27 protein-coding genes are annotated in these 23,848 nt (G+C 72.4%); 20 read left to right on the top strand and 7 right to left on the bottom strand.

The features are described from left to right. The first annotated feature begins 1 nt into the window (after window position 1). From L2K70_RS05825 to L2K70_RS05835, 3 genes are all read left to right on the top strand, one after another. Entirely contained in the window at window positions 2–604 is a 603-nt protein-coding gene (locus L2K70_RS05825) for a hypothetical protein (RefSeq protein WP_236400288.1), read from the top strand. Between the two features lie 61 nt (window positions 605–665). Further along, window positions 666–2,174, top strand: coding sequence for an AlkA N-terminal domain-containing protein (locus L2K70_RS05830; RefSeq protein ID WP_236400290.1), 1,509 nt, complete (start codon window positions 666–668; stop codon window positions 2,172–2,174). 1 nt (window position 2,175) lies between these two features. Next, entirely contained in the window at window positions 2,176–2,658 is a 483-nt protein-coding gene (locus L2K70_RS05835) for a methylated-DNA--[protein]-cysteine S-methyltransferase (protein WP_236400292.1), read from the top strand. Window positions 2,659–2,754: 96 nt separating this feature from the next. Here L2K70_RS05835 and L2K70_RS05840 read toward each other — a convergent pair whose 3' ends face one another. Both L2K70_RS05840 and L2K70_RS05845 read right to left on the bottom strand, forming a co-directional pair. After that, a complete protein-coding gene (locus tag L2K70_RS05840) occupies window positions 2,755–3,339 on the bottom strand; it encodes a TIGR03086 family metal-binding protein (RefSeq protein WP_236400294.1) in 585 nt (194 codons plus the stop codon). Window positions 3,340–3,441: 102 nt separating this feature from the next. Beyond that, entirely contained in the window at window positions 3,442–4,164 is a 723-nt protein-coding gene (locus tag L2K70_RS05845) for an IclR family transcriptional regulator (protein ID WP_091196275.1), read from the bottom strand. A gap of 79 nt (window positions 4,165–4,243) precedes the next feature. Here L2K70_RS05845 and leuC point away from each other — a divergent pair, with 79 nt between their 5' ends. The 3 genes from leuC (at window position 4,244) to L2K70_RS05860 (ending at window position 7,136) form a co-directional block, all read left to right on the top strand. Then, on the top strand, window positions 4,244–5,656 hold the full coding sequence (gene leuC, locus L2K70_RS05850) for a 3-isopropylmalate dehydratase large subunit (RefSeq protein WP_236400296.1): 1,413 nt from the start codon (window positions 4,244–4,246) through the stop codon (window positions 5,654–5,656). 48 nt (window positions 5,657–5,704) lie between these two features. Then, entirely contained in the window at window positions 5,705–6,304 is a 600-nt protein-coding gene (gene leuD / locus L2K70_RS05855; protein WP_236400298.1) for a 3-isopropylmalate dehydratase small subunit, read from the top strand. 115 nt (window positions 6,305–6,419) lie between these two features. Next, complete coding sequence (locus L2K70_RS05860) at window positions 6,420–7,136, top strand: HU family DNA-binding protein (protein WP_236400300.1); 717 nt, start codon at window positions 6,420–6,422, stop codon at window positions 7,134–7,136. Between the two features lie 53 nt (window positions 7,137–7,189). Here L2K70_RS05860 and cofC read toward each other — a convergent pair whose 3' ends face one another. Further along, a complete protein-coding gene (gene cofC / locus L2K70_RS05865) occupies window positions 7,190–7,861 on the bottom strand; it encodes a 2-phospho-L-lactate guanylyltransferase (RefSeq protein ID WP_236400302.1) in 672 nt (223 codons plus the stop codon). Window positions 7,862–7,983: 122 nt separating this feature from the next. On the opposite strand from cofC, the gene L2K70_RS05870 reads away from it, so the two are divergent. Beyond that, complete coding sequence (locus L2K70_RS05870; protein WP_236400304.1) at window positions 7,984–8,781, top strand: lysophospholipid acyltransferase family protein; 798 nt, start codon at window positions 7,984–7,986, stop codon at window positions 8,779–8,781. Next, entirely contained in the window at window positions 8,778–9,791 is a 1,014-nt protein-coding gene (locus tag L2K70_RS05875; protein ID WP_236400306.1) for an NAD(P)H-dependent glycerol-3-phosphate dehydrogenase, read from the top strand. Before L2K70_RS05870 ends, L2K70_RS05875 begins: the two co-directional genes overlap by 4 nt. A gap of 162 nt (window positions 9,792–9,953) precedes the next feature. Here L2K70_RS05875 and L2K70_RS05880 read toward each other — a convergent pair whose 3' ends face one another. Then, window positions 9,954–11,036, bottom strand: a complete 1,083-nt coding sequence (locus L2K70_RS05880; RefSeq protein WP_236400308.1) for a trans-sulfuration enzyme family protein — start codon at window positions 11,034–11,036, stop codon at window positions 9,954–9,956. A gap of 32 nt (window positions 11,037–11,068) precedes the next feature. Between L2K70_RS05880 and L2K70_RS05885 the strand changes: the two genes are divergently transcribed. After that, window positions 11,069–12,199, top strand: coding sequence for a D-alanine--D-alanine ligase family protein (locus tag L2K70_RS05885; RefSeq protein WP_236400310.1), 1,131 nt, complete (start codon window positions 11,069–11,071; stop codon window positions 12,197–12,199). 8 nt (window positions 12,200–12,207) lie between these two features. Here L2K70_RS05885 and L2K70_RS05890 read toward each other — a convergent pair whose 3' ends face one another. Both L2K70_RS05890 and L2K70_RS05895 read right to left on the bottom strand, forming a co-directional pair. Then, entirely contained in the window at window positions 12,208–12,714 is a 507-nt protein-coding gene (locus L2K70_RS05890; protein ID WP_236400312.1) for a DUF3515 domain-containing protein, read from the bottom strand. 23 nt (window positions 12,715–12,737) lie between these two features. Further along, window positions 12,738–12,974: an Lrp/AsnC family transcriptional regulator gene (locus L2K70_RS05895; RefSeq protein ID WP_091196254.1), complete on the bottom strand. Its 237-nt coding sequence runs from the start codon at window positions 12,972–12,974 to the stop codon at window positions 12,738–12,740. 117 nt (window positions 12,975–13,091) lie between these two features. Between L2K70_RS05895 and L2K70_RS05900 the strand changes: the two genes are divergently transcribed. After that, window positions 13,092–14,078: a thiamine-phosphate kinase gene (locus L2K70_RS05900; RefSeq protein ID WP_236400314.1), complete on the top strand. Its 987-nt coding sequence runs from the start codon at window positions 13,092–13,094 to the stop codon at window positions 14,076–14,078. A gap of 175 nt (window positions 14,079–14,253) precedes the next feature. Here the strand turns inward: L2K70_RS05900 and rpmB are convergent, their stop codons facing one another. Continuing rightward, window positions 14,254–14,439, bottom strand: a complete 186-nt coding sequence (rpmB, locus tag L2K70_RS05905) for a 50S ribosomal protein L28 (protein ID WP_056602600.1) — start codon at window positions 14,437–14,439, stop codon at window positions 14,254–14,256. Between the two features lie 176 nt (window positions 14,440–14,615). Here rpmB and L2K70_RS05910 point away from each other — a divergent pair, with 176 nt between their 5' ends. The 10 genes from L2K70_RS05910 to L2K70_RS05955 all read left to right on the top strand — a co-directional run bounded on the left by L2K70_RS05910 (window position 14,616) and on the right by L2K70_RS05955 (window position 23,819). Beyond that, the gene (locus tag L2K70_RS05910) at window positions 14,616–16,286 is read left to right on the top strand and encodes a DAK2 domain-containing protein (RefSeq protein ID WP_236400316.1); all 1,671 of its coding nucleotides are present in this window, start codon (window positions 14,616–14,618) and stop codon (window positions 16,284–16,286) included. A gap of 15 nt (window positions 16,287–16,301) precedes the next feature. Next, entirely contained in the window at window positions 16,302–18,509 is a 2,208-nt protein-coding gene (locus tag L2K70_RS05915) for an ATP-dependent DNA helicase RecG (protein WP_236400318.1), read from the top strand. 25 nt (window positions 18,510–18,534) lie between these two features. Then, a complete protein-coding gene (gene rsmD / locus L2K70_RS05920; protein WP_236400320.1) occupies window positions 18,535–19,104 on the top strand; it encodes a 16S rRNA (guanine(966)-N(2))-methyltransferase RsmD in 570 nt (189 codons plus the stop codon). A gap of 12 nt (window positions 19,105–19,116) precedes the next feature. Further along, on the top strand, window positions 19,117–19,602 hold the full coding sequence (gene coaD, locus L2K70_RS05925) for a pantetheine-phosphate adenylyltransferase (protein WP_236400322.1): 486 nt from the start codon (window positions 19,117–19,119) through the stop codon (window positions 19,600–19,602). Window positions 19,603–19,708: 106 nt separating this feature from the next. Beyond that, a complete protein-coding gene (locus L2K70_RS05930; protein ID WP_236400325.1) occupies window positions 19,709–20,275 on the top strand; it encodes a YceD family protein in 567 nt (188 codons plus the stop codon). Between the two features lie 69 nt (window positions 20,276–20,344). Continuing rightward, window positions 20,345–20,530 (top strand): 50S ribosomal protein L32, encoded by a 186-nt coding sequence (gene rpmF, locus L2K70_RS05935; RefSeq protein WP_091196235.1) that lies wholly within the window; start codon window positions 20,345–20,347, stop codon window positions 20,528–20,530. Continuing rightward, a complete protein-coding gene (gene rnc, locus L2K70_RS05940) occupies window positions 20,485–21,297 on the top strand; it encodes a ribonuclease III (protein ID WP_443689235.1) in 813 nt (270 codons plus the stop codon). The genes rpmF and rnc overlap by 46 nt, the downstream gene beginning before the upstream one ends. Window positions 21,298–21,300: 3 nt before the next feature. Beyond that, window positions 21,301–22,182, top strand: a complete 882-nt coding sequence (gene mutM / locus L2K70_RS05945) for a bifunctional DNA-formamidopyrimidine glycosylase/DNA-(apurinic or apyrimidinic site) lyase (protein WP_236400327.1) — start codon at window positions 21,301–21,303, stop codon at window positions 22,180–22,182. A 131-nt stretch (window positions 22,183–22,313) separates the two neighbouring features. After that, window positions 22,314–22,517: a hypothetical protein gene (locus L2K70_RS05950; RefSeq protein ID WP_236400329.1), complete on the top strand. Its 204-nt coding sequence runs from the start codon at window positions 22,314–22,316 to the stop codon at window positions 22,515–22,517. A 57-nt stretch (window positions 22,518–22,574) separates the two neighbouring features. Continuing rightward, on the top strand, window positions 22,575–23,819 hold the full coding sequence (locus L2K70_RS05955; RefSeq protein ID WP_236400332.1) for an MFS transporter: 1,245 nt from the start codon (window positions 22,575–22,577) through the stop codon (window positions 23,817–23,819). The last annotated feature ends 29 nt before the right edge of the window (window positions 23,820–23,848 follow it).

The following is a 23,848-nucleotide window of genomic DNA, read 5'->3' on the forward strand; positions in this document are numbered from 1 at the left end:
CATGACCACCCGACGTACGCGCGGCACCGACCGCGCCACCACCATCGTCCTCGGCCTGGTGCTGCTGGGCCTGGCCGCTCTCGTCTGGGAGTGGCGCCTCGACCTCACCGGGCTGCTGGACGCCGACCGCGAGGTCGCCGGCGTCGGCTCCGTCGTCGACAGCACCTGGTGGCCGTGGGTCGCCGCCGCCGTGGGACTGGTGCTCGGACTGCTCGGCCTGCTGTGGCTGCTCGCCCACCTGCCCCGCCCGACCCGTGGCAGCACCCGGCTGTCGGGCAGCGACGCGACCGGACGCCTCGAGGCGGACCACGCCTCGCTCGCGAAGGCCCTCGCCGATCGCTGGGCCTCGCTCGCCCCGGTCACCGGTACGCACGGCCGCATGACCCCGGACGCCCCCGACGTGATCATCCTGACGGGTCACGTGGAGCTCGAGGCGGACGCTGCCGACATCCTCGAGGGCACCGCCCAGGTCGAGCGCGAGGTGGCCGAGGCCTTCCCCGACCTCGACGTCCGGGTCCGGTTCCTGCTCGACGGGCCGGCGCGACAGCCGCGCACCCGCCGGTCCACCGAGATCACGGTCGCGGAGTGGGCGCCGGCGGCGTGACCCTCGTCGCGGTGTCCGTTTCCCGCTGGTACGGCTCCGGTGGAGGCGGCAGACTCGGGGCATGACACCGTCCGGCCACCTCGACGCCGAGGCCTGCTACCGGGCGGTGCAGAGCCGGGACCGACGGTTCGACGGCGTGTTCTACACCGCCGTCCGCACCACTGGCATCTACTGCCGGCCGTCGTGCCCGGCCCGCACGCCGGCGTCCGCCAACGTCAGCTTCCACCCGACCGCGGCGAGCGCCCAGTCCGCAGGGTTCCGCGCCTGCAAGCGCTGCCTGCCCGACGCCACCCCGGGCAGCCCGGAGTGGGACGTGGCGGCCGACGTCGCCGGACGCGCGATGCGCCTGATCGCCGACGGGATCGTCGACCGCGAGGGCGTCGGGGGGCTCGCGCGGCGGGTCGGCTACACCCCGCGCCACCTGGGCCGGCTCCTGAGCCAGGAGCTCGGCGCGGCGCCGCTCGCGCTGGCCCGCGCCCGGCGCGCCCAGACCGCGCGGGTGCTCATCGAGACCACCGACCTCCCGCTGACCGACGTCGCCTTCGCCGCCGGCTTCGCCAGCGTCCGCCAGTTCAACGAGACCGTCCGCGAGGTGTACGACGCCTCGCCCACGCAGCTGCGCGGTCGCGGGCGGGCGCGGCCCGCGGCCGGCGGCCGGCCGTCCGGTGCGGTGACGATGCGGCTGGCCGTGCGCACCCCGTTCGCCGGCCGACGGCTCCTCGACTTCCTCGCCTTCCACGTCGTTCCGGGCGTCGAGGTCGCCGCCCCCGGCACCTACGCCCGCACCCTCGACCTCCCGCACGGTCCCGGCACCGTCCGGCTCCACCTCGCCGACCTGCCCGTGGGTGGCGGGACCGGCTTCGTCGTCGCGGAGTTCTGGCTGCATGACCTGCGCGACACCGCGGCGGCGAGCGAGCGCGTGCGCCGCCTCCTCGACGCCGACTGCGACCCGGCCGCCGTCGATGCGCAGCTCGGCGCCGACCCTCTGCTCGGCCCCCTCGTGCTGGCCACCCCGGGCCTGCGGGTGCCCGGCCAGGTCGACGGTGCGGAGACCGCGATCCGCACGGTGATCGGCCAGCAGGTCAGCGTCGCCGGCGCGCGCACCGTCGCCGGACGGATCGCGGCGGCGCACGGCCGCCTCGTCGACTCACCGGTGGCCGGGCTGACCCACCTCTTCCCCGACTCGACCACGCTGTCCGGCCTCGACGCCGAGGACCTGCCGATGCCGCGGGCCCGAGGTCGCGCGCTCGTCGCGCTCGCCGGCGCCCTCGCCGACGGCACGGTCGTCCTGGACCGCGGCCCCGACCGCGACGACGTACGACGTGCCCTGCTCGCCCTGCCCGGGATCGGCCCGTGGACCGCAGACTACGTCGCGATGCGTGCGCTCGGGCACCCGGACGTCTTCCTGCCGACCGACCTCGCGGTCAAGCGCGTCCTCACCGGGCTCGGCGGGTCGCTCGACACCGATCCCGAGCGGTGGCGTCCGTGGCGGTCCTACGCCCTGATGCACCTCTGGAACACCCTGATGCCCGCCACCCCCGAGCCCGCGTGCCCGGTGAAGGAGAACTGACATGTGGACCGTGATGCCCTCGCCCGTCGGCGACCTGCGCATCGTCGAGCGCGACGGGTCGATCGTGGCCATCGAGTTCTCGCCGTTCCGGCAGCCCGCCGACGGACGTCCGCTCGGCGCCCGCTCCGACGACGAGCCGGTGCTCGCCGAGGCAGTGCGACAGCTCACGGCGTACTTCGTCCGCGAGCGCACGTCGTTCGACCTCCCCCTCGCGCCCGTGGGCACCGAGTTCCAGAAGCGGGTCTGGAAGCAGCTCGAGAAGATCGGCTACGGAGACACCGCGTCCTACGGCGAGGTCGCCGGGCGGCTCGGGATGACCAACGCCGCCTCGCGCGCGGTCGGCCTGGCCAACGGCCGCAACCCCATCCCCATCGTCGTGCCGTGCCACCGGGTCATCGGGGCCAACGGCACCCTCACCGGGTACGCCGGCGGCCTGGCGCGCAAGCAGCAGCTGCTCGAGCTCGAGCAGGACGCCCTCTTCTGACCGTTCACCATGGGAGGTCGGTCAGCGAGCACTTCCCTCAGTCAACTGACAGAGGGGAGTGCACGTTCGTCGACATCCCATGGTGGACGGACGGCGTCAGGCCGGCGACCACCGCGGGTCGCGGCCGGACCGCGCGAGGAGCCGCTCGAACGACGATGCGCCGGGGCCGACGTCGACGGCCGGACCGAAGAGGCCGGGCGTGCCAGCCTCGTCGAAGCCACCCACGAACGCCAGACACGCCTCCGCGGTGGCGTCGTCGCAGTCGTAGGACTGCCCGGTCGACCGGGCGAGGTCCCAGCCGTGGAGCACGACCTCGTCGAGCGCGACCAGTCCACCGACCTGTCCGGGCAGGTCGACACCGCCGGCACGGGTCATGCCCTCCCATGCTGCGGGCTCGCGCCACGCGGCGACCAGCCACGGGACGTGCTCGCCCAGTGCCTCGCGCCAGCCGGGCTCGACGTCAGGCCACCCGCTCGCGTCCGGCGTGGTGTCGGTGAACGCGCCGAAGTCCTTCTCGGCCGCGGCGCGGAACGCCTGCGTCAGGCCGACGAGGTGCTGTGCGAGCTGGCCGACCGTACGGCCCTCGCACGGGGTCGGATCGTCGAGCTGGTCGTCGCCCACGCCGGCCGCGACCGCCAGGAGTCGTTCGCCGGCCGGGCCGAGGTCCACGAGATCAGGCATGACCCCACCCTGCCCCAACGCGGCCTCGTGCGCGAGGGTGGCGGCTTGCGACATCGGGTCGGGATCGAGCGATGTCGTACGCCGCCAGGGTGCGGCCGGTGGCTACTCGGCTGCGGCGCGGCGCAGCGACTCGGACAGCCGGTCGGCCGCGGCGAGCACGGCGGGGGCGTGCATCCGGCCGGGCTGGCGCGAGAGGCGCTCGAGAGGGCCGGAGACCGACACGGCGGCGATCACCTTGCCGCCGGGGGAGCGCACCGGTGCGGACACCGACGCCACGCCCTGCTCGCGCTCGCCGACGGACTGCGCCCAGCCACGGCGTCGGATGCCGGAGAGCGCAGTGGCGGAGAACGCGGCGTTCTGCAGGCCGCGGTGCATCCGCTCCGGGTCCTCCCAGGCGAGCAGGATCTGGGCGGCGGAGCCGGCGTTCATGGTCAGCTGCGAGCCGACCGGGATGGTGTCGCGCAGGCCGGACGGGCGCTCGGCTGCCGCGACGCAGACGCGGTGCTCGCCCTGCCGGCGCCACAGCTGCGCGGACTCGCCCGTGATGTCGCGAAGTCGCGCCAGCACCGGTCCGGCAGCCGCGAGCAGGCGGTCCTCACCCGCTGCCGCCGAGAGCTCGGAGAGCCGCGGACCGAGCACGAAGCGGCCCTGCATGTCGCGTGCGACGAGACGGTGGTGCTCGAGGGCCACCGCGAGCCGGTGGGCGGTGGGGCGGGCCAGCCCGGTGCCGGCGACCAGGCCGGCGAGGGTGGCCGGTCCGGCCTCGAGGGCGGCGAGCACGAGGGCGGCCTTGTCGAGCACGCCGACGCCAGATCCGTTGTCCATATACCGATATTGTCATCTCAGAGAGTGGGATGCAAGATGTAGCGTCGACGCACCGCACGGAGATGAAGGAGCTGGCACCATGGGCAAGACCCTGTCCGAGAAGGTCTGGGACGAGCACGTCGTCCGCAGCGCGCCCGGGGAGCCCGACCTCCTCTACATCGACCTCCACCTCCTCCACGAGGTGACGTCGCCGCAGGCATTCGACGGCCTGCGGCTGGCGAACCGTACGGTCCGCCGCCCCGACCTGACCCTCGCCACCGAGGACCACAACGTCCCGACGCTCGACTGGGACAAGCCGATCGCGGATCCCGTGTCCCGCACGCAGGTCGAGACGCTGCGCAAGAACGCCGCCGACTTCGGTGTGCGCCTGCACCCGCTCGGTGACGTCGAGCAGGGCATCGTCCACGTCGTCGGACCGCAGCTGGGCCTGACGCAGCCCGGCATGACGATCGTGTGCGGCGACTCGCACACCTCCACGCACGGCGCCTTCGGTGCGATCGCGTTCGGCATCGGCACCTCCGAGGTCGAGCACGTGCTCGCCACGCAGACCCTCACGCAGTCGCGGCCCAGGACGATGGCGGTCACCGTCAACGGCAGCCTGCCCGAGGGCGTCACCGCCAAGGACCTCGTCCTCACCCTCATCACGCACACCGGCACCGGTGGCGGGCAGGGCTACATCGTCGAGTACCGCGGGCAGGCCATCGAGGAGCTGTCGATGGAGGGCCGGATGACCGTCTGCAACATGTCGATCGAGTGGGGCGCCAAGGCCGGTCTCATCGCGCCCGACCAGACGACCTTCGACTACCTCGCCGACAAGCCCGAGGCACCCAAGGGTGACGACTGGGACGCCGCCGTCGCGCACTGGAAGACCCTGCGCACCGACGACGACGCGGTCTTCGACCAGGAGATCGTCCTCGACGCCTCGACGATGACGCCGTTCGTCACGTGGGGCACCAACCCCGGACAGGGCGCGCCGCTCGGCGCCAACGTGCCGAGCCCCGATGACTTCGACGAGCCCACCGACAAGGTCGCGACCGAGAAGGCCCTGCAGTACATGGGTCTCGAGGCCGGCACGCCCCTGCGCGACGTCAAGGTCGACACCGTCTTCGTCGGCTCCTGCACCAACGGCCGCATCGAGGACCTACGCCTCGCGGCGTCGATCCTCGAGGGCCGCACGGTCGCCGCCGACACCCGCCTGCTCGTCGTGCCCGGCTCGGTGCGCGTACGGCTCCAGGCCGAGGCCGAGGGTCTCGACAAGGTCTTCGTCGCCGCGGGTGCGGAGTGGCGCGGCGCCGGCTGCTCGATGTGCCTCGGCATGAACCCCGACCAGCTCGCCCCCGGAGAGCGCAGCGCGTCGACGTCCAACCGCAACTTCGAGGGCCGGCAGGGCAAGGGCGGTCGTACGCACCTGGTGTCCGTGCCGGTCGCCGCCGCCACCGCGGTGCGCGGCACCCTCTCGTCCCCGGCCGACCTTCCCCCCCTCGGTGGTTGAGGTGCGAGCGCAGCGAGCCTCGAGATCACTTCGGACCAGGAGCAACTGATGGACAAGTTCACCACCCACACCGGCGTCGGCGTCCCGCTGAAGCGCAGCAACGTCGACACCGACCAGATCATCCCGGCCGTCTACCTCAAGCGCGTGACGCGCACCGGTTTCGAGGACGGGCTCTTCGCGGCCTGGCGCAACGATCCCGACTTCGTCCTCAACGACCCGACGTACGCCGAGGGGTCGGTGCTGGTCGCCGGTCCGGACTTCGGCACGGGCAGCTCGCGCGAGCACGCGGTGTGGGCGTTGCAGAACTACGGCTTCAAGGTCGTCATCTCCTCGCGCTTCGCCGACATCTTCCGCGGCAACTCCGGCAAGGCGGGGCTGCTCGCGGCGCAGGTCGACGAGAAGGTCGTGCAGCGCCTGTGGGACTGGCTGGAGGACCACCCGGGCGGCGTGATCACGGTCGACCTCGAGAGCCGGACGATCCGCGCCGGAGCCGGCGAGGACGCGGTCGAGGACTCCTTCGACATCGACGACTACACCCGGTGGCGCCTGCTCGAGGGTCTCGACGACATCGGGATCACCCTCGGCCACGACGACGACATCGCCTCGTTCGAAGCGACCCGACCGGCGTGGAAGCCTGTCACTGCTTGAAAAAACCGACACAAAGAGGGCCGATGGTGATTGTCCTGACCCTTCCATGTGCCTAGCGTGCGAGCAGTAGGTCGAGCACGAGCTCGGCATCCAGGGTTCATTGGAAGGGAAGCTAGTGAACAAGACAGAGCTCATCGACGCGCTGGCCGCGCGTTACGAGGGGAACCGCAAGCAGGCCCAGCACGCGCTGGAGTCGGTGCTCGACACCATCACGCGCGAGGTGGCCAAGGGCGAGAAGGTCGCGATCACCGGCTTCGGCTCGTTCGAGAAGGCCGTGCGCAACGCGCGCTGGGTCCGGAACCCGCAGACGGGTGAGCGGATCAAGTCCAAGAAGAAGGCCGTGCCGAAGTTCTCCGCCGGCAAGGAGCTCAAGGACGTCATCTCGGGCGCGAAGAAGCTGCCGAAGCTCACCGCCGCCACGATGCCGAAGCCGCCCGCGAGCGTCCGTGCCGCCGCTGCCGCGGTGACCGGAGCCACCGCGAAGAAGTCCGCTCCGGCCAAGACGGCGACGGCGACCTCGCCCACCGCGACCAAGAAGTCCGCTCCGGCGAAGAAGACGGCGACGAAGTCGACCTCGACCGCGAAGAAGTCCGCTCCGGCGAAGAAGACGGCCACGACGTCGACCTCGACCGCGAAGAAGTCCGCCCCGGCGAAGAAGACCGCCACGACGTCGACCTCCACCGCCAAGAAGTCCGCGCCCGCCAAGAAGACGGCCACGAAGACCACGGCGGCGAAGACCACGACGGCCAAGAAGGCCCCTGCCACCAAGGCGCCGGCGAAGAAGACGACCGCCAAGACGACCACGGCGAAGAAGACCGCCAAGAAGTCCTGACGCAGTCACGCATCCGAGGCGGGCCACCCCATCCGGGGTGGCCCGCTTCGCGTTCACCGACGGCCGGACGCCCTGGTGGTGTGCGGGCCGACCCCGGCGACCAGCGCGGCGCCGAGGTCGGCGAGGTCGTCGACGTCCGTGCGCACGCTCGTGGCGTCCGAGCCGACCTCGACGGCACCGGCGCGTTCGTGCGCAGCAGCCGACCCGATGCCGAACGACGGGGCGAAGGAACCGGCAGGTGCGGCGTACGCCGTCGTCCCCACGCCGGCGCGGTCGCGCACGAAGACCGCTCGTCCGGCTGACACGTGGCGCGCCGCCTCGACCAGCACGGACGCGAGCTCGTCGGGCCGCAGCCCCGGGAGGTCGGCGCACAACGCCACGGGCACGGCGTCCGGCCAGCGTCGTACGACCTCGGCGGCCGCCTGCACCAGCGTCTCGTTGAGGTCCTCGCTGACACCGTCGGGCATCACCTCGACGCCCGTCCCGCGCAGCCGGGCCGCCAGGCGGAAGTCGTCGGTGACGACGAGGACCGCCTCCACCCCGTCGGTCGCGGCAGCGGCGGCGACGGTGTCGAGCGCGAAGGCCTCGGCCAGCTCGCGGCGTTGCTCGTCGCCCATCCCGACGAGCCGGGACTTGCCGAGGGCGGGCGGCTTGACGGGTACGACGACCACGCAGGTCGGAGCGGACGGGGGGGGAGCGGCGGGCGGGTCGAGTGGTGCTGACATCACGGCCGATCCTCCCACCTGCCGCCAGCGCGGCGGAGGCGGACCACCGCCCACCCGACCGAGTAGCCTTCGCGACGCGGACAGCGTCGGGCTGCCTGCAGCAGATGGGGAGGACGGAGCGCGTGCGCGTCAGGAAGCTGGAGCAGGACCGCGGCTGGGCGATGACCGTCGCCGCGTCCATCCTCAAGCCCACGCTGCTCGCTGCGACGTCGCGGACGTGGATCGACGGCGAGAAGATCCCCGCCACCGGGGGATGCATCGTCGCGATCAACCACATATCCCACGTCGACCCGCTGCTCTCCGCGCACTTCGTCTACGACCACGGACGGCTGCCGCGCTACCTCGCCAAGTCGGGGCTGTTCACCAACAAGGCCCTCGGCGGCTTCCTCCGCTCGGCCGGTCAGATCCCCGTCGAGCGGCTGACCCGCAACGCGGTCGGTGCCTACGACGCCGCCGTCCGCGCGATCGGCGAGGGCGAGTGCATCGTCATCTACCCCGAGGGGACCCTGACCCGCGACCCCGACCTGTGGCCGATGAAGGGCAAGACGGGTGCGGCCCGGATCGCCCTCGCCACGGGCTGTCCCGTGATCCCGGTCGGCCAGTGGGGTGCGCAGGAGGTGCTGCCGCCCTACACGAAGACGCCGCACCTCGTGCCGCGCAAGAACATCGTCATGAAGGCGGGCGACCCGGTCCGCCTCGACGACCTGGCCGCCCTGCCGCCGAGCGCGGAGGCGACCGCCGAGGCCACGGACCGCATCATGGCCGCCATCACCGCGCTCGTCGCCGACCTGCGAGGCTCGACCGCACCCGCGGTGCGGTACGACCCGCGCGCCAGCGGCGTACGGGAGACCGGGAATCCCGCAGGGGACCCGCGCACCCGCAGGAACCCGAGGAACACCGAGAAGGGGCCAGGTCGATGAGTGGGACGAAGAAGAAGGTCGCCGTCTTCAGCGCCGGGTCGTGGGGCACCGCCTTCTCCCTCGTCCTCGCCGACGCGGGCAACGACGTCACGCTGTGGGCACGACGCGACGACGTCGTCGAGGCGATCAACGAGCGCCGCGAGAACACGGACTACCTGCCCGGCATCGAGCTGCCGCCGTCGATCAGCGCGTCCACCGACCCCGAGCAGGTCGCCGCGGACGCCGACGTCGTGGTGCTCACGGTGCCGTCGCAGAGCCTGCGCGAGAACCTCACCGACTGGGCGCCGATCATCCCCGAGAAGGCCACGATGGTCTCGCTGATGAAGGGTGTGGAGCTCGGCACGCTGATGCGGATGAGCGAGGTGATCCAGGAGGTCACCGACGCGTCCGCGGAGCGGATCGCCGTCATCAGCGGGCCCAACCTCGCGCGCGAGATCGCGCGTCGCGAGCCGGCGGCGTCGGTCGTCGCGTGCGTCGACGAGGACCGTGCCAAGGAGCTCCAGGCGATCACCCACGGCCCGTCGTTCCGGCCCTACACGTCGGTCGACGTCCTCGGCTGCGAGATCGGCGGTGCCTACAAGAACGTCGTCGGTCTCGCCGTCGGCATGGCGGTCGGGCTCGGGTTCGGCGACAACACGACCGCATCGGTCATCACCCGCGGCCTCGCCGAGACCGCCCGCCTCGCGACCGCGCAGGGCGCCAACCCGCTTACCCTGATGGGCCTGGCCGGCCTCGGTGACCTCGTCGCCACCTGCTCCTCCCCGCTCTCGCGCAACCGCACCTTCGGCGAGCGGCTCGGCCAGGGCATGACCACCGAGGAGATCTACGCCTCGACCCGCCAGGTCGCCGAGGGCGCGAAGTCCTGCAAGTCGCTGCTCGCCCTCGCCGAGCGCACCGGCATCGACGCCCCCATCGCGGCCGCGGTCGACGCCGTCGTCGACGGCCGGATGACCGCACTCGACATGATGAACTCGTTCATCGCCCGCGAGACGAAGTCGGAGACCGACTGATCGAGGCACGAGGTCGAGTCGGCCTCATCGGTGGTTGAGCAGCGACCGAGGCTGGGGAACGAAGCCTCGACGGAGCGTGTCGAAAACCCGATGGGTGTGCGAGGCAGCCCCAGCCCCTGGTCTCGTGACGGTCGCTGCGCGACCTCCTCGACCAGCGGTTGCTCAGCCGACGCAGCCGTCGAGAGCCGTGCGGAGGTCGTCCCAGAGGTCCTCGACGTCCTCGATCCCGACCGAGAGCCGGACGAGCCCGTCCGGGATGGTCGCAGCCTCGGCCTTCCAGCGGCGACGCCGCTCGAGGGTCGACTCGACGCCGCCGAGCGAGGTCGCGTGGACCCAGAGGCGGGTCTTGCGGCTGAGCAGGTCCGCGGCCATCTCGCCCCGGGCGAGCACGATGCTCACGATGCCGCCGAACCCCGGGTAGCGGACCTCTGACAGGGCCGGGTGCTCGCCGAGTCGTCGTACGAGCTCCTGGGCGTTGGCCTGCGCGCGCTCGACGCGCAGGTGCAGCGTCCGCAGGCCGCGCAGGGTCAGCCACGCCTCGAACGGCCCGGGGACGGCGCCGATGAGGTCGCGACGTCCCTTGAGCACGCCCCAGAGCTCGTCGTCGCGCGTGAGGATCGCGCCCATCTGCACGTCGGAGTGGCCGGCGAGGTACTTGGTCGCGGAGTGCACGACGAGGTCGACTCCGTCCTCGAGCGGGCGCTGCAGCAGGGGAGTGGCGAAGGTGTTGTCGACGACGACGTAGGCGCCGGCCTCGTGCGCCGCCGCGGTGATGGTCGCGATGTCGGCGACCTCGAGGGCCGGGTTGGTGGGCGACTCCAGCCAGACGAGGGACGCGTCGGCGCAGGCCGCGACGACCTCGTCGGTGTCGGTGATGTCGACGAGGTGGGCCGTGAGCCGACCCCGCGCCTCGAGGTCGGCGAGCTGCATGATCGTGCCGGTGTAGGCGTGCTTCGGGACCACGACGGTGCCGTCGGCGCCGACCAGGTCGAGGACCGTCGCGACGGCTGCGAGCCCCGAGGCGAAGGCCAGGCAGCGCCCGCCCTCCAGCGCGCCGAGGGCGTCCTCGAGGGCGGTCCACGTGGGGTTGCCGTAGCGGCCGTACTCGACGTCCCCGCCGGCGACGTAGGTCGCCGCCATGGTGATCGGCGGGTTGAGCGGCGCGTCGGGGACGCGATCCGGTCGGCCGGCGGTGACGGCGAGCGTGCCGAGGCGGTGGGACGAGCCGGGAGAGTCTGCAGCCATGCGCACGAGCGTAGGTGGATAGGGTCGAGCCGATGAACGAGACCACCCCGCACGAGACCCGCAAGCCCCGCGTCGCCGTCGTCTTCGGCGGTCGCTCGTCCGAGCACGGGATCTCCTGCGTCACCGCGGGCAGCGTCCTTGCGGCGATCGACCGGGAGACGTACGACGTGGTGCCGGTCGGCATCGCGACCGACGGCCGTTGGGTGTTGGAGGCGGACGAGCCGGCTCGGCTGGCCATCCGCGGCAACGACCTGCCGGAGGTCGACGCGGCGGGCTCGACGGTCGCGCTGATGGGTGCGGCCACCGGCACGGAGCTGGTCGTCGCCGACGCCACGAGCGTGCCCTCGGTGATCGGCGAGGTCGACGTTGTCTTCCCGCTGCTGCACGGACCGTGGGGCGAGGACGGAACCCTCCAGGGGATGCTCGAGATGGCCGGCGTGCGCTACGTCGGCTCGGGCGTGCTCGCCTCCGCGATCGGCATGGACAAGGCCTACATGAAGGTCGTGCTGCAGGCGGCCGGGCTCCCGGTGACGCCCGGCATCACGGTCACCCGCAGGGAGTGGGAGCAGGACCCGGTCGGCGTACGCACGCGGGTGGAGGAGCTCGGCTTCCCGTCGTTCGCCAAGCCGGCGCGCGCCGGGTCGAGCATGGGCATCAGCAAGGTGCACGACGCCGGAGAGGTCGACGAGGCGCTCGAGGAGGCCTTCCGCCACGACCCGAAGGTGCTCGTCGAGCAGTCGATGGAGGGCGCGCGCGAGGTCGAGTGCGGGGTGCTCGGCACCGTCGAGGGTCCGCCCGAGACGTCGAGGCCCGGCGAGGTCCGCACCGGCGGCGACCACGAGTTCTACGACTTCGAGGCCAAGTACCTCGCCGACCAGCACACCGAGATCGACATCCCCGCGGACCTCGACGCCGAGACCGAGCAGTCGCTGCGGGCGATGGCGGTCCGCGCGTTCGAGGCGCTGTCGTGCGAGGGCCTGGCGCGGGTGGACTTCTTCGTCCTGTCCGACGGCGCCCTCGTGATCAACGAGCTCAACACGATGCCGGGCTTCACCCCGACGTCGATGTACCCGCAGATGTGGGCGGCCTCCGGGCTCGCCTACCCCGAGCTGGTCGACCGGCTCGTGCAGCTGGCGCTGCGTCGCGACACCGGCCTGCGCTGAGCCACCGCTCAGAGGCAGGGGCGTCCCTCGGCCAGGTGCTTCCTGATCGCCGGCGCCAGCTCGGCGAGGGCGCGGTCGATGCCGTCGGTGCGGTGGTCGGAGGGCACGAGCAGCTCGACGTACGGCGTGCGGCTGAGCGCGACCGCGTGCGCATCCTCGGACAGGTCATCGAGCTCGTCCTCGGCCACCCACCACCCGACGCCCTTGATGTCGCTGCACTCCGCGGTCGGCTCGTAGTCCGGCGGCTGGGGGACGCCGCAGGTGAGGACGTATGCCGGGTCGCCCCAGGCCGCGCCCGGCCCCCCGTCCGGCTCGACCTCCGCGCGCGGCTCGCCGGCCAGCGTGTCGGGCAGGTCGTCGACCAGTGCCTCGCACGCGGCCCGGTCGGCGTCGGAGAGGTCGTGGTCCTCGATCGAGATCGTGCCCGGGGTGCAGGCCGTCAACGCGGCCACGAGTGCTGCGGACGCGACGACGCCCCGGCCCCTGCGGGGGCCGAGGCGTCGGCGTACGTGCACGTGGGTCAGGGAGTCGCGACGACTCAGATGTGGACGACCGGGCAGGTGAGCGTGCGGGTGATGCCGTCGAGGTTCTGGACCTTCGACACGACGAGCTTGCCCAGCTCGTCGACGTTCTTCGCCTCCGCGCGGACGATCACGTCGTAGGGACCGGTGACGTCCTCAGCAAGGGTGACGCCGCTGACCTGGGCGATGGCCTTGGCCACCTCGGCGGCCTTGCCGACGTCGGTCTGGATCAGGATGTAGGCCTGGACGACCATCGTGGACTCCTCGGTCTCGTTCATCGGGTGTGACCGGCCCAACCTACCGCGCCGCGCGGGCGAGCCGACAGGGGCGGGGTGACTGTCCTCACGCTCCCCGTCTGGTGGGATGGGCGCATGGCGACCGACCCCACCGCGACCCCCGGCGACACCCCCGGAACGACGCTCGGCGACGCCGGGGAGTTCGGCCTGATCTCGCAGCTGGTCACCCTCTTCGACGCCTCCTCGGACGGCGACGAGCACGTCCTGGTCGGCCCGGGCGACGACGCGGCCGTGCTGCGGATCAGGCACGGGCACGTCGTCGTCTCGACCGACCTGATGGTCGAGGGCCGCCACTTCCGCCGCGACTGGGCGAGCGCCTCCGACGTCGGGCATCGGGCTGCCGCGCAGAACCTCTCCGACATCAACGCCATGGGCGGCACCGCCCGTCACCTGACGATCGGCCTGGCCGCGCCGGCCGACCTGCCGGTGGAGTGGGCCCTCGACTTCGCCCGCGGCTTCGCCGAGGAGTGCGCGCTCGTCGGCGCGACGGTGGTCGGCGGCGACACCACGCGCGCCGACGAGATCGTCATCGCCGTGACCGTCCTGGGCCAGTGCACGCAGTCGCCGGTGCTGCGCTCGGGCGCCGGGGCCGGCGACGTCCTCGCGCTGACCGGCCGCCAGGGCTGGGCGGCCGGGGGACTGGCGGTGCTCGGTCGCGGGTTCCGCTCACCCCGGGCGCTGGTCGACGCCTATCGTCGCCCGGAGCCGCCGTACGCCGCCGGGCGCGAGGCGGCCGAGGCCGGCGCCACCTCCCTCATCGACGTCTCCGACGGCCTCCTGGCCGAGGCCCGCCACCTCGCGGAGGCCAGCGGGGTCGCGATCGACGTACGCCGTGGCGCGTTCGAGGTGCCCGAGCCGCTCACGGCCGTCGGGGCCGCGCTCGGCGCGGACCCGATCCAGTTCATCCTCGGTGGGGGTGACGACCACTCCCTCCTGGGCACCTTCCCCGACGTCGCGTCCGTGCCCGCCGGGTGGCAGGTCATCGGTGAGGTCCGTGAGGGCTCGGGCGTCACCGTCGACGGCCTGGAGTACGACGGCCCGACCGGCTGGACCCACTTCTGAGCCGCCCCTGCTGCCCCTCCCGTCACACAGCTGGGGCGGACTCTTGCGCGAACTGGCCGTTGCAACGCCCCATCTTCGAGGGACTCACCGCTGAAGCGGTGACTCCTGCAAGGCCACAGACGACGAAGCCCCCGCCACATCGGTGGCGGGGGCATCGGCGAGAAAGAACGTCAGGTCAGCGGGAGACCTTGCCGGCCTTGAGACAGCCGGTGCAGACGTTGAGGCGCTTGGGCGTGCCGTTCACGGTCGCCCGGACGCGCTGGATGTTGGGGTTGAAGCGACGCTTCGTGATCTTGCGCGACCAGGGACGGTTGTTTCCGAAGCCCGGCTTCTTGGCGCAGATGTCGCAGACGGCAGCCACCGTGCACTCCGATCCGTTCGAGGTTGATAGAGGTTCGAGAGCCCGCACACCACCAGATGGCAGCAACAGGCAACCGCAGAAGAGTAGCCGAGGACCGGCGCGGGGATGAAATCGCAGGACCGTCGCACCGAACCACTACCCTGTGGCGCGCGACACAGCACACCACAGGCACGAGCATGGGGGAGCACACCGACTCGATGGAGCCAGTCACCCACGGGATCACCCTGGACGCGGTCGCCCGGTTCGTCGACATCGCGACCGATGCCCTGTCCGAGGCGCGCGAGGAGATCGACGCCCTCAACGTCTACCCCGTTCCCGACGGCGACACCGGCACCAACATGTTCCTCACCGTCTCGGCCGCTCGTGACGAGCTGCGCGCCGCCCGGGTCGCCGACCCCGACCTCGGGCTCGAGGAGGGGATGGCGCTGCTGGCGCGCGCGGCCCTGATGGGCGCGCGCGGCAACTCCGGCGTGATCCTCAGCCAGATGCTCCGGGCCTACGTCACCCACCTCGCCGGCGCCGACGGCGGCATGCCTCGCGCCCGGACGATCGCCGCCGCGATGTCGGCGGCCACCGACGCCAGCTATGCCGCGGTCGGTACGCCGGTCGAGGGCACGATCCTCACCGTCGCCCGGGCCGCGTCGGACGCGGCGCTCGCCACGGCGAAGGGCGGGGACGCCCGGGCCCGCGACGTGTTCACCGCCGCGGCCTCCGCTGCCCGGGCCGCGCTGGCGCGCACGCCGGAGCAGCTCGACGTCCTCGCCCAGGCGGGGGTCGTCGACGCCGGCGGCCGCGGCCTCACGGTCGTCCTCGACGCGGTCGAGACCACGGCGACCGGCCGCCGCCCCATGCCGTACGCCGCCCCCATCGGCACCCACCACATCCGGGTGCCCACCCCGGGCGAGGACCTCACCGAGGACGGACCCGGCTACGAGGTGATGTACCTGCTCGACCTCAGCCCCGAGCACGAGGACGACGCCATCGCCGTCCTCCGCGAGTCCCTCGCCGCGATCGGGGACAGCCTGGTGGTGGTCGGCGGCGACGGCCTGTGGAACGTCCACGTCCACGTCGACGACGTCGGTGCCGCGATCGAGGCCGGCATCGCCGCGGGCCGCCCGCACCGCATCCGGGTGACCCACTTCGCCGACCAGGTCGCCGAGCACCGCCACCGCCAGTCGGCCCGCACCGGCCGCAAGGTGGTCGCCGTCGCAGCCGGGCCGGGCCTCACCGAGCTGTTCGAGTCCGCCGGTGCCGTCGTCGTGCCCGGTGGTCCCGGCCAGCGGCCGTCCACCGGCCAGCTCCTCGAGGCGATCACGCAGTGCGGCGCTGCCGAGGTCGTCGTGCTGCCCAACGACGGGGACACCGTGCGGGCCGCCGAGATCGCGGCGCGGACGGCCGAGGCCGAGCACCAGGTCTCCGTCGAGGTGATCCCCACCCACGCCCAGGTCCAGGGGCTCGCCGCGATCTCCGTGCACGAGCCCGGCCGCACGTTCGACGCCGACGTGCGGGAGATGACCGCGACCGCGCGCCACGCGCGACACGGCGCGGTGACGGTGGCGGCGCGCCGCGCGATCACCATGGCCGGGCCCTGCGAGCCGGGCGACGCCCTGGGGGTCATCGCCGGTGACTTCGCAGTCGTCGGGACGGATCTCGACGCGGTCGCCACCGATGTCGTCGAGCGGCTGCTCGCGGGCGGCGGTGAGCTGGTGACGATCGTGTCCGGCGAGGACGGCGTCGAGCTCGCCGCGCGCCTCGCGTCCCACGTCGAGGACCGGCACCCGACCGTCGACGTCGCCGTCCACGACGGCGGCCAGCCCCGCTACCCGCTGCTCGTCAGCGTCGAGTGAGCGAGGACGTCGTCCATGGCCAGCATCACGCCGGACAGCCCGATCGGGGCGGTCTTCGGCTCCCACCACAAGAAGCGCAAGCTCGCCGAGGAGGGCCTCGGCCTGCGCACGGTCGGCGAGCTGCTCCGCCACTTCCCTCGCCGCTACATCGCCGCGTCCGAGCTGTCCGAGGTGCCGACGCCCGTCGTCGGCGAGCAGCTGACGATCGTGGGCGAGGTGAGGTCCTGCGAGAGCGCGTCCTTCTTCAGCGGCAACCGCCGCCAGTTCCGTACGACGGTGCGGCTGAGGACCGACGGTCCCGACTTCTCCGTCACGCTGTTCAGCCCCTACCAGAGCCTGGCCGACAAGCACGAGGCCGAGTTCCGCCCCGGGCACCGGGCGGTCTTCACCGGCAAGGCCAAGCAGTTCCGCGGCAGCTGGCAGCTCGACCAGCCCCACGGGTTCGCCCTCGACGGCGCCGAGGCCGCGACGATGAGCAAGCTGATGCCCGTCTACCCGCTGACGGCCAAGCTCTACTCGTGGGACCTGCAGAAGGTCATCACCACCGCGCTCGACCTGGTGACCGGGGTCCCCGACGTGTTCACCCCCGAGCTCCGCAAGGAGCTCGAGCTGCTCGACATCATGCAGGCCCTGCGCTGGATCCACGCTCCCGACGAGTGGAGCCAGCTCGGCGCGGCGCAGAAGCGGTTCCGGTTCGAGGAGGCGCTCGTCCTCCAGCTGGTGCTCGCCCGACGACGCGCGGTGCACCGGGCGCAAGGAGCACAGGGCAGGCCCGGCCGGCCGGACGGGATCCTCGCGGCGTTCGACGCGCGGCTGCCGTTCGAGCTCACGGCCGGCCAGCGCGAGATCGGTGAGCTGATCGCCGGGGAGCTCGCCCGCGACCACCCGATGAACCGGCTGCTCCAGGGCGAGGTGGGCTCCGGCAAGACCCTCGTCGCCCTGCGAGCGATGCTGCAGGTCGTCGACAGCGGGGGACAGGCCGCGCTGCTCGCGCCCACCGAGGTGCTCGCCCAGCAGCACCACCGCTCGATCAGCGCGATGCTGGGCGACCTCGCCCAGGGCGGCATGCTCGGCGGCGCAGCCGACGCGACCGGCGTCGTGCTCCTGACGGGCTCGATGGGCAAGGCCGCGCGCCAGGAGGCGATGCTGAAGATCGTCACGGGCGAGGCCGGCATCGTGATCGGCACCCATGCACTGCTCGAGGACAAGGTCCAGCTCGCCGACCTGGGGCTCGTCGTCGTCGACGAGCAGCACCGCTTCGGTGTCGAGCAGCGCGCGGCCCTCACCGACAAGGCCGGCAGCCCGCCCCACGTCCTCGTGATGACGGCGACCCCGATCCCGCGCACCGTCGCGATGACGGTCTTCGGGGACCTCGAGACCTCCGTGCTGGCCGAGCTCCCTGCCGGGCGCGCCCCCATCCAGACCAACGTCGTCCCGCTCGCCGACCAGCCCGCGTGGATCGACCGGGCCTGGCAGCGGGTGCGCGAGGAGGTCGAGAAGGGGCACCAGGTCTACGTCGTGTGCCCGCGCATCTCCGGTGACGCGGGCGAGGACGGCGAGAGCGACCAGCTCGACCTCGACGACGAGGGCAACGAGGTCCCGCCCAAGCGCGCGCTCGCCGCGGTCGAGGACGTCCACGCCGAGCTCGCGGCCGGTCCGCTCTATGGCCTGCGGACCGCCGTCCTGCACGGACGGCTCGCGCCCGACGCCAAGGACGCGACCATGCGCTCTTTCGCGGCGGGCGAGATCGACGTGCTCGTCGCGACCACCGTCATCGAGGTCGGCGTGGACGTGCACAACGCCACGATGATGGTGCTGCTCGACGCGGACCGCTTCGGCGTCTCGCAGCTCCACCAGCTGCGCGGCCGCGTCGGCCGGGGCGGGCTCCCCGGCCTGTGCCTGCTGGTGTCCTGGGCCGAGGTGGGTTCCCCGGCCCGCGACCGCCTCGACGCCGTGGCCGCGACCACCGACGGCTTCGAGCTCAGCAAGGTCGACCTCGAGCAGCGGCGCGAGGGCGACGTGCTCGGCGCCAGCCAGTCGGGCATGCGGTCGAGCCTGGTCTCGCTGCGCGTGCTGCGTGACGAGAAGACGATCATCCGTGCCCGGGAGGCCGCCGAGGCGCTACTCTCCGGTGACCCCGCGCTCGCACAGTCACCTGGTCTCGCCGCAGTCGTCGAGCAGGTGGAGGCCTCGGCGGCGTCGGCCTACATGGACAAGGGCTGAATGGAGAAGGGCTGAGCACGCGGACATGACTCGCATCATCGGGGGATCTGCGGGCGGCCGACGTCTGGAGACGCCGCGCGGCCAGTCGACGCGACCCACGAGCGACCGCGTCCGCGAGGCCCTCTTCTCCGCCATCGAGGCGCGGACCGGATCGCTCGACGGCCTGCGGTTCCTCGACCTCTACGCCGGATCCGGAGCCGTCGGTCTCGAGGCCCGCTCGCGCGGTGCAGGCGTCGTCACGCTCGTCGAGCAGGATCGGCGTACGGCCTCGCTCATCACCCGCAACGCCGCAGCGCTCGGCTTCTCCCGGGCCCGGGTGGTCGCCGCGTCGGTGGCGACGTTCCTGCAGACCCCGCCGACGGCCCCCTACGACCTGGTGTTCTCCGACCCGCCCTACCCGACGCCCGACGAGGACGTGGACGCCGACCTCGTCGCGCTGGTCGCCCACGGCTGGCTCGTGCCCGGCGCCCTCGTGGTCGTCGAGCGGGCCACGAAGCGCACGACGGTGACCTGGCCCGACGGCATCGTGGAGGACCGGTCGAAGCGCTACGGCGAGACCACGCTTTGGTACGGTCACGCCACCCCCGCCCCCTGAAGGGAGCCCCGCGTGCGTCGCGCTGTCTGCCCCGGTTCCTTCGACCCGGTGACCAACGGTCACCTCGACGTCTTCGCACGGGCGGCGCGCCTCTTCGACGAGGTCGTCGTGGCAGTCGGCGTGAACATGTCGAAGAGCCGGCTGTTCACCCCCGACGAGCGCATCGCCATGCTCGAGGAGGCCACCGCGGGCATCGACAACCTGCGGGTCGCCGGCTTCGACGGCCTGATCGTCGACTTCTGCCATGAGGTCGGTGCGGTCGCGATCGTCAAGGGCCTGCGCGGCGCCGGCGACTACGAGTACGAGCTGCCGATGGCGCAGATGAACCGGCACCTCACCGAGGTCGAGACGGTCTTCCTCCCCGGAGCAGCAGGCAGCTCGTTCGTGTCCTCCAGCCTGGTCAAGGAGGTCGCGACGCTCGGCGGCGACGTACGAGGTCTCGTCCCCGACGCCGTGCTCGACCAGCTCCTGGAGCGGCTGGCCGAGCGACGGGACTGATCGTCCGGTCCCCGGCGGCCGTGCACGTCTCCACCCGTTTTGCCCCGTCACACGGCGCCGGATACGATTCTCCGGTTGTGTCTGTGTCCAGAAACGGGAGTTCGTCGTGACCAGCCTGGACCCGAGGGCGCCGCTCGTGCTTGACACCCGCGAGCTCGGCCGCCGCCCGGGGTCCCAGCGTCAGGTCGAGCTCACGGTTCCGGCTCCGGCACAGCTTGGTATCGAAGTCCTCAGTGTCCCCGAGGGTGCGCCGGTCGAGCTCGACCTGCGCCTCGAGGCGGTCATGGAGGGCGTGCTGCTCACGGGAACGGCCACGGCCGGGCTCGTGGGGGAGTGCGTGCGGTGCCTGCAGCCCATCGAGGACGAGGTCCACGTGGACCTGCAGGAGCTCTACGTCTACCCCGACCAGCACGACAAGGCCGCCGAGCACGACGACAGCGACCTCGACGACGAGACCAGCCTGCTCGAGGACGACCTGCTCGACCTCGAACCCCTGCTGCGGGACGCGGTGGTGCTCGCACTGCCGTTCCAGCCGCTGTGCACGGACGACTGCCCGGGGTTGTGCACCGAGTGTGGTGCACGGCTCGCGGACGACCCGGACCACGCACACGAGGCGCCGATCGACCCGCGCTGGGCAGGGCTCCAAGTGCTCACGCAGGACCAGCAGGACTGAGACACCCCAGACTGATCACTCGCCCGGCACCCCGGGCGATGCACGCCAACTGATTCACAGGAGACCACCATGGCTGTTCCGAAGCGGAAGATGTCGCGCAGCAACACGCGTCACCGCCGTTCGCAGTGGAAGGCCGTCGCGCCGTCCCTCGCGACCTGCGCCAACCCCGCCTGCGGCGCCAAGCACCTCCCGCACCGTGCGTGCGGCCAGTGCGGCCAGTACGGCGCCAAGGCCGACCGTCGCCAGGTCCTCTGAGCGACGCCCGTCCGCTGAGCACTGACGAGCTCCGCGCAGCGCTCGGTGATCCGGTCCTGGATCCCGAGCTGCTGCAGCGTGCCCTGACGCACCGGTCCTACGCCTACGAGAACGGGCAGATCCCGACCAACGAGCGCCTCGAGTTCCTCGGCGACTCGGTGCTCGGGATCGTGGTGACCGAGACGCTCTACCTCGCCCACCCGGACTTCTCCGAGGGGCGCCTGGCCAAGCTCCGGGCCGCGGTGGTCAACGCCCGCGCGCTGGCCGACGTGGCCCGCGAGATCGGGCTGGGCCAGCACATCAAGCTCGGCCGCGGTGAGGAGACCACCGGCGGCCGCGACAAGGCCTCGATCCTCTCCGACACCGTCGAGGCCGTCATCGGCGCGATCCACCTGTCCGGCGGGATGGACGAGGCCGCCAAGGTCATCCACCGGTTGTTCGACCCGGTGATGGAGGCCGCCGCGTCCATGGGCGCCGGCCTCGACTGGAAGACCTCCCTCCAGGAGCTCTCCGCCAACCTCGGGCTCGGCGTCCCGGAGTACCTCATCGAGGACGACGGCCCCGACCACATGAAGACCTTCGTCGCGCGCGTGCGCGTCGGTGACCTCGTCCTAGGCAACGGCAGCGGCCGCTCCAAGAAGGAGGCCGAGCAGGGCGCGGCCGAGACGGCCTACAGCGAGATCCGGGCGTCGCACCCGGTCCCTGACGCCTCCGCCGACGCGCCCTCCGTCTCGGCCTCCGACGCAGCCTCCGCCTCCTCCGACTGAGCCGTGCCCGAGCTCCCCGAGGTCGAGGTCGTCCGCGCCGGCCTCGAGCGCCACGTCGTCGGCAGCACCATCACGTCGGTCGACGTGCTGCACCCGCGGCCCGTGCGCCGTGACCACCGCGGGCCGTCCGGCTTCGCCGCCGCCCTGGTCGGTCGGCGCATCGAGGCCGTCCGCCGTCGCGGGAAGTACTTCTGGCTCGCGCTCGCCCCTCTCGACCACCAGCAGAGCGGTGATGCGCTGCTCGGCCACCTCGGGATGAGCGGGCAGATGCTGCTCCACGAGCCCGACGCCCCCGACGAGCGGCACGTGCGGGTGCGCTTCGCGCTCACCACGCCCGCCGGCAGTGCGCTGGAGATGCGCTTCGTCGACCAGCGCATGTTCGGCGGCCTCGCCGTGTCCGAGGGCGGAGCCGTGCTCCCCCCGGAGATCGTCCACATCGCCCGCGACCCGATCGACCCGGAGTTCGACGACGCCGAGTTCGTGCGCCGCGCCCGACGTCGTACGTCCGCGGTCAAACGGCTGCTGCTCGACCAAGGCCTGATCTCCGGCGTCGGCAACATCTACGCCGACGAGGCGCTGTGGCGCTCGCGCCTGCACGGCGAGCGACCGGGGGACCGGCTCACCGGCCCGGTGCTGCGCGAGCTGCTCGGCCACGTCCGCGCGGTGATGGGGGAGGCCCTCGCCCAGGGCGGCACGTCGTTCGACGCGCTCTACGTCAACGTCAACGGCGAGTCCGGCTACTTCGACCGCTCGCTCGACGCCTACGGCCAGGAGGGTCGACCGTGCCGGCGCTGCGGAACCCCGATCCGCCGCGTCGCGTTCATGAACCGGTCGTCCTTCTTCTGTCCTCGCTGCCAGCGCCCGCCGCGGTCGCGCCGCACCTGAGGCGGCCCGGATGCGGCCCACGACGGGGCCGTCGGAGGTTTGACCCAGCGGCGGGGCGGTGGGACTCTTGGAGACGGCCGGTTCGCCGGTCGAAGGTCACCGGTAGGTCCAGTCATCCCGAGAGGCTCCCCATGGCCAAGGCGCTGTTGGGTCATGTGAACAGCGACGTGCGCACCACCGCCGTCCTCACCGCCGAGAACCGCAGGTTGCGGCGTCGCGTCGAGGACCTCGAGGCGCTGGTCCTGCGCCTGCAGGCCGACAACGACCGGCTGGCGGCCGCCGAGCGCGACGCGCGCGACGCCGCGCTGGTCTCCGAGGACCTGCAGCCCGCCTGACGTCCGGCTGATATCCACCTGCGTCACGGTCGTACGTCGACGTAGGCTCCGGTGCTCGTGAGCCGACTCGTCGAGACCGTCTTCCCCAAGCGCCTCGGCACCGGTTTCCGCTGGCTCGTCGGGTCGTCGTGGGTGACCAACCTCGGCGACGGCATGATGATCGGCGCCGGGCCCCTCCTCGTCGCCTCGCAGACTCGGAACCCGGTGCTGGTCTCGGCCTCGATGCTGGCGCTGACCACACCGTGGCTGCTGTTCGGGCTCGTCGCCGGCGCCATGGCCGACCGGCTCGACCGGCGCCGGGTGATCATGGCCGCCAACGCCGTACGGGGTGCGGTCCTGGCCGGCGTGTGCATCGTCATCGCGACCGGTCATGTCAACATCGCCCTGGTGCTCGTGGCGATGGTCTGCCTCGGCACGGCCGAGACCTTCGTCGACGCGACCTCCGGCACGTTGACCCCGATGCTCGTCGAGAAGGCGGACCTCGGCATCGCCAACTCGCGCCTGATGTTCGGGATGATCACCGGCAACCAGCTCGTCGGGCCGGCGCTCGGCGCGTTGCTGTTCGCGGTGGGGATGGTCTGGCCGTTCACCGTCACGGTGCTGTGCATCGCGGTCGGGATCGCGCTCGTCTCGCGGATCGGCACCCGGCCCGGGGCGGTCCGTGAGCAGGTCGACACCCACGTCCGCCAGGACATCGTCGACGGCGTGCGGTGGCTGATGGGCAACCCGCCGGTCCGCACGCTCGCCCTCGTCATCGTCGTCTTCAACATCACCTGGGCTGCGCCCTGGTCGGTGCTGGTGCTGTGGGCGCTCGAGCGCGTGGGCATCGACGAGGCAGGCTTCGGCCTGCTCACCACCGCGGCCGCGCTCGGCGGGCTGCTCGGCACCTTCGGCTACGGCTGGCTGGAGCGGAAGGTCCCGCTGGCGACCCTGATGCGCGCGGCCCTGCTCGCCGAGGTGCTCTTCCACCTCGCCATGGCGCTGACCACGTCGCCCTGGACGGCCTACCCGCTGATGTTCTTCTTCGGCGCGTACGCGTTCGTGTGGGGCACGCTGTCGATGGCCGTGCGCCAGCGCGCCGTCCCGCGCGAGCTCCAGGGCCGCGTCGGCTCGGTCTACATGATCTGCGTCCAGGGCGGCGTGCTGCTGGGCTCGCTCCTCGGCGGCGTGATCGCCCACGGTTGGGGGCTCACCGCGCCCTGGTGGTTCGCCTTCGTCGGCGCCGGCGTGACCCTCGCGCTCGTGTGGCGCTCGCTCGGTCACATCGCCCACGCGGACGAGGCGGCCACCGCGACCGCCTGACCTCCTCGTCGCGGGATGGTTCGATGGGC

Origin of the sequence: Nocardioides potassii (assembly GCF_021648885.1) — a bacterium.
Lineage (GTDB): Bacteria > Actinomycetota > Actinomycetes > Propionibacteriales > Nocardioidaceae > Nocardioides > Nocardioides potassii.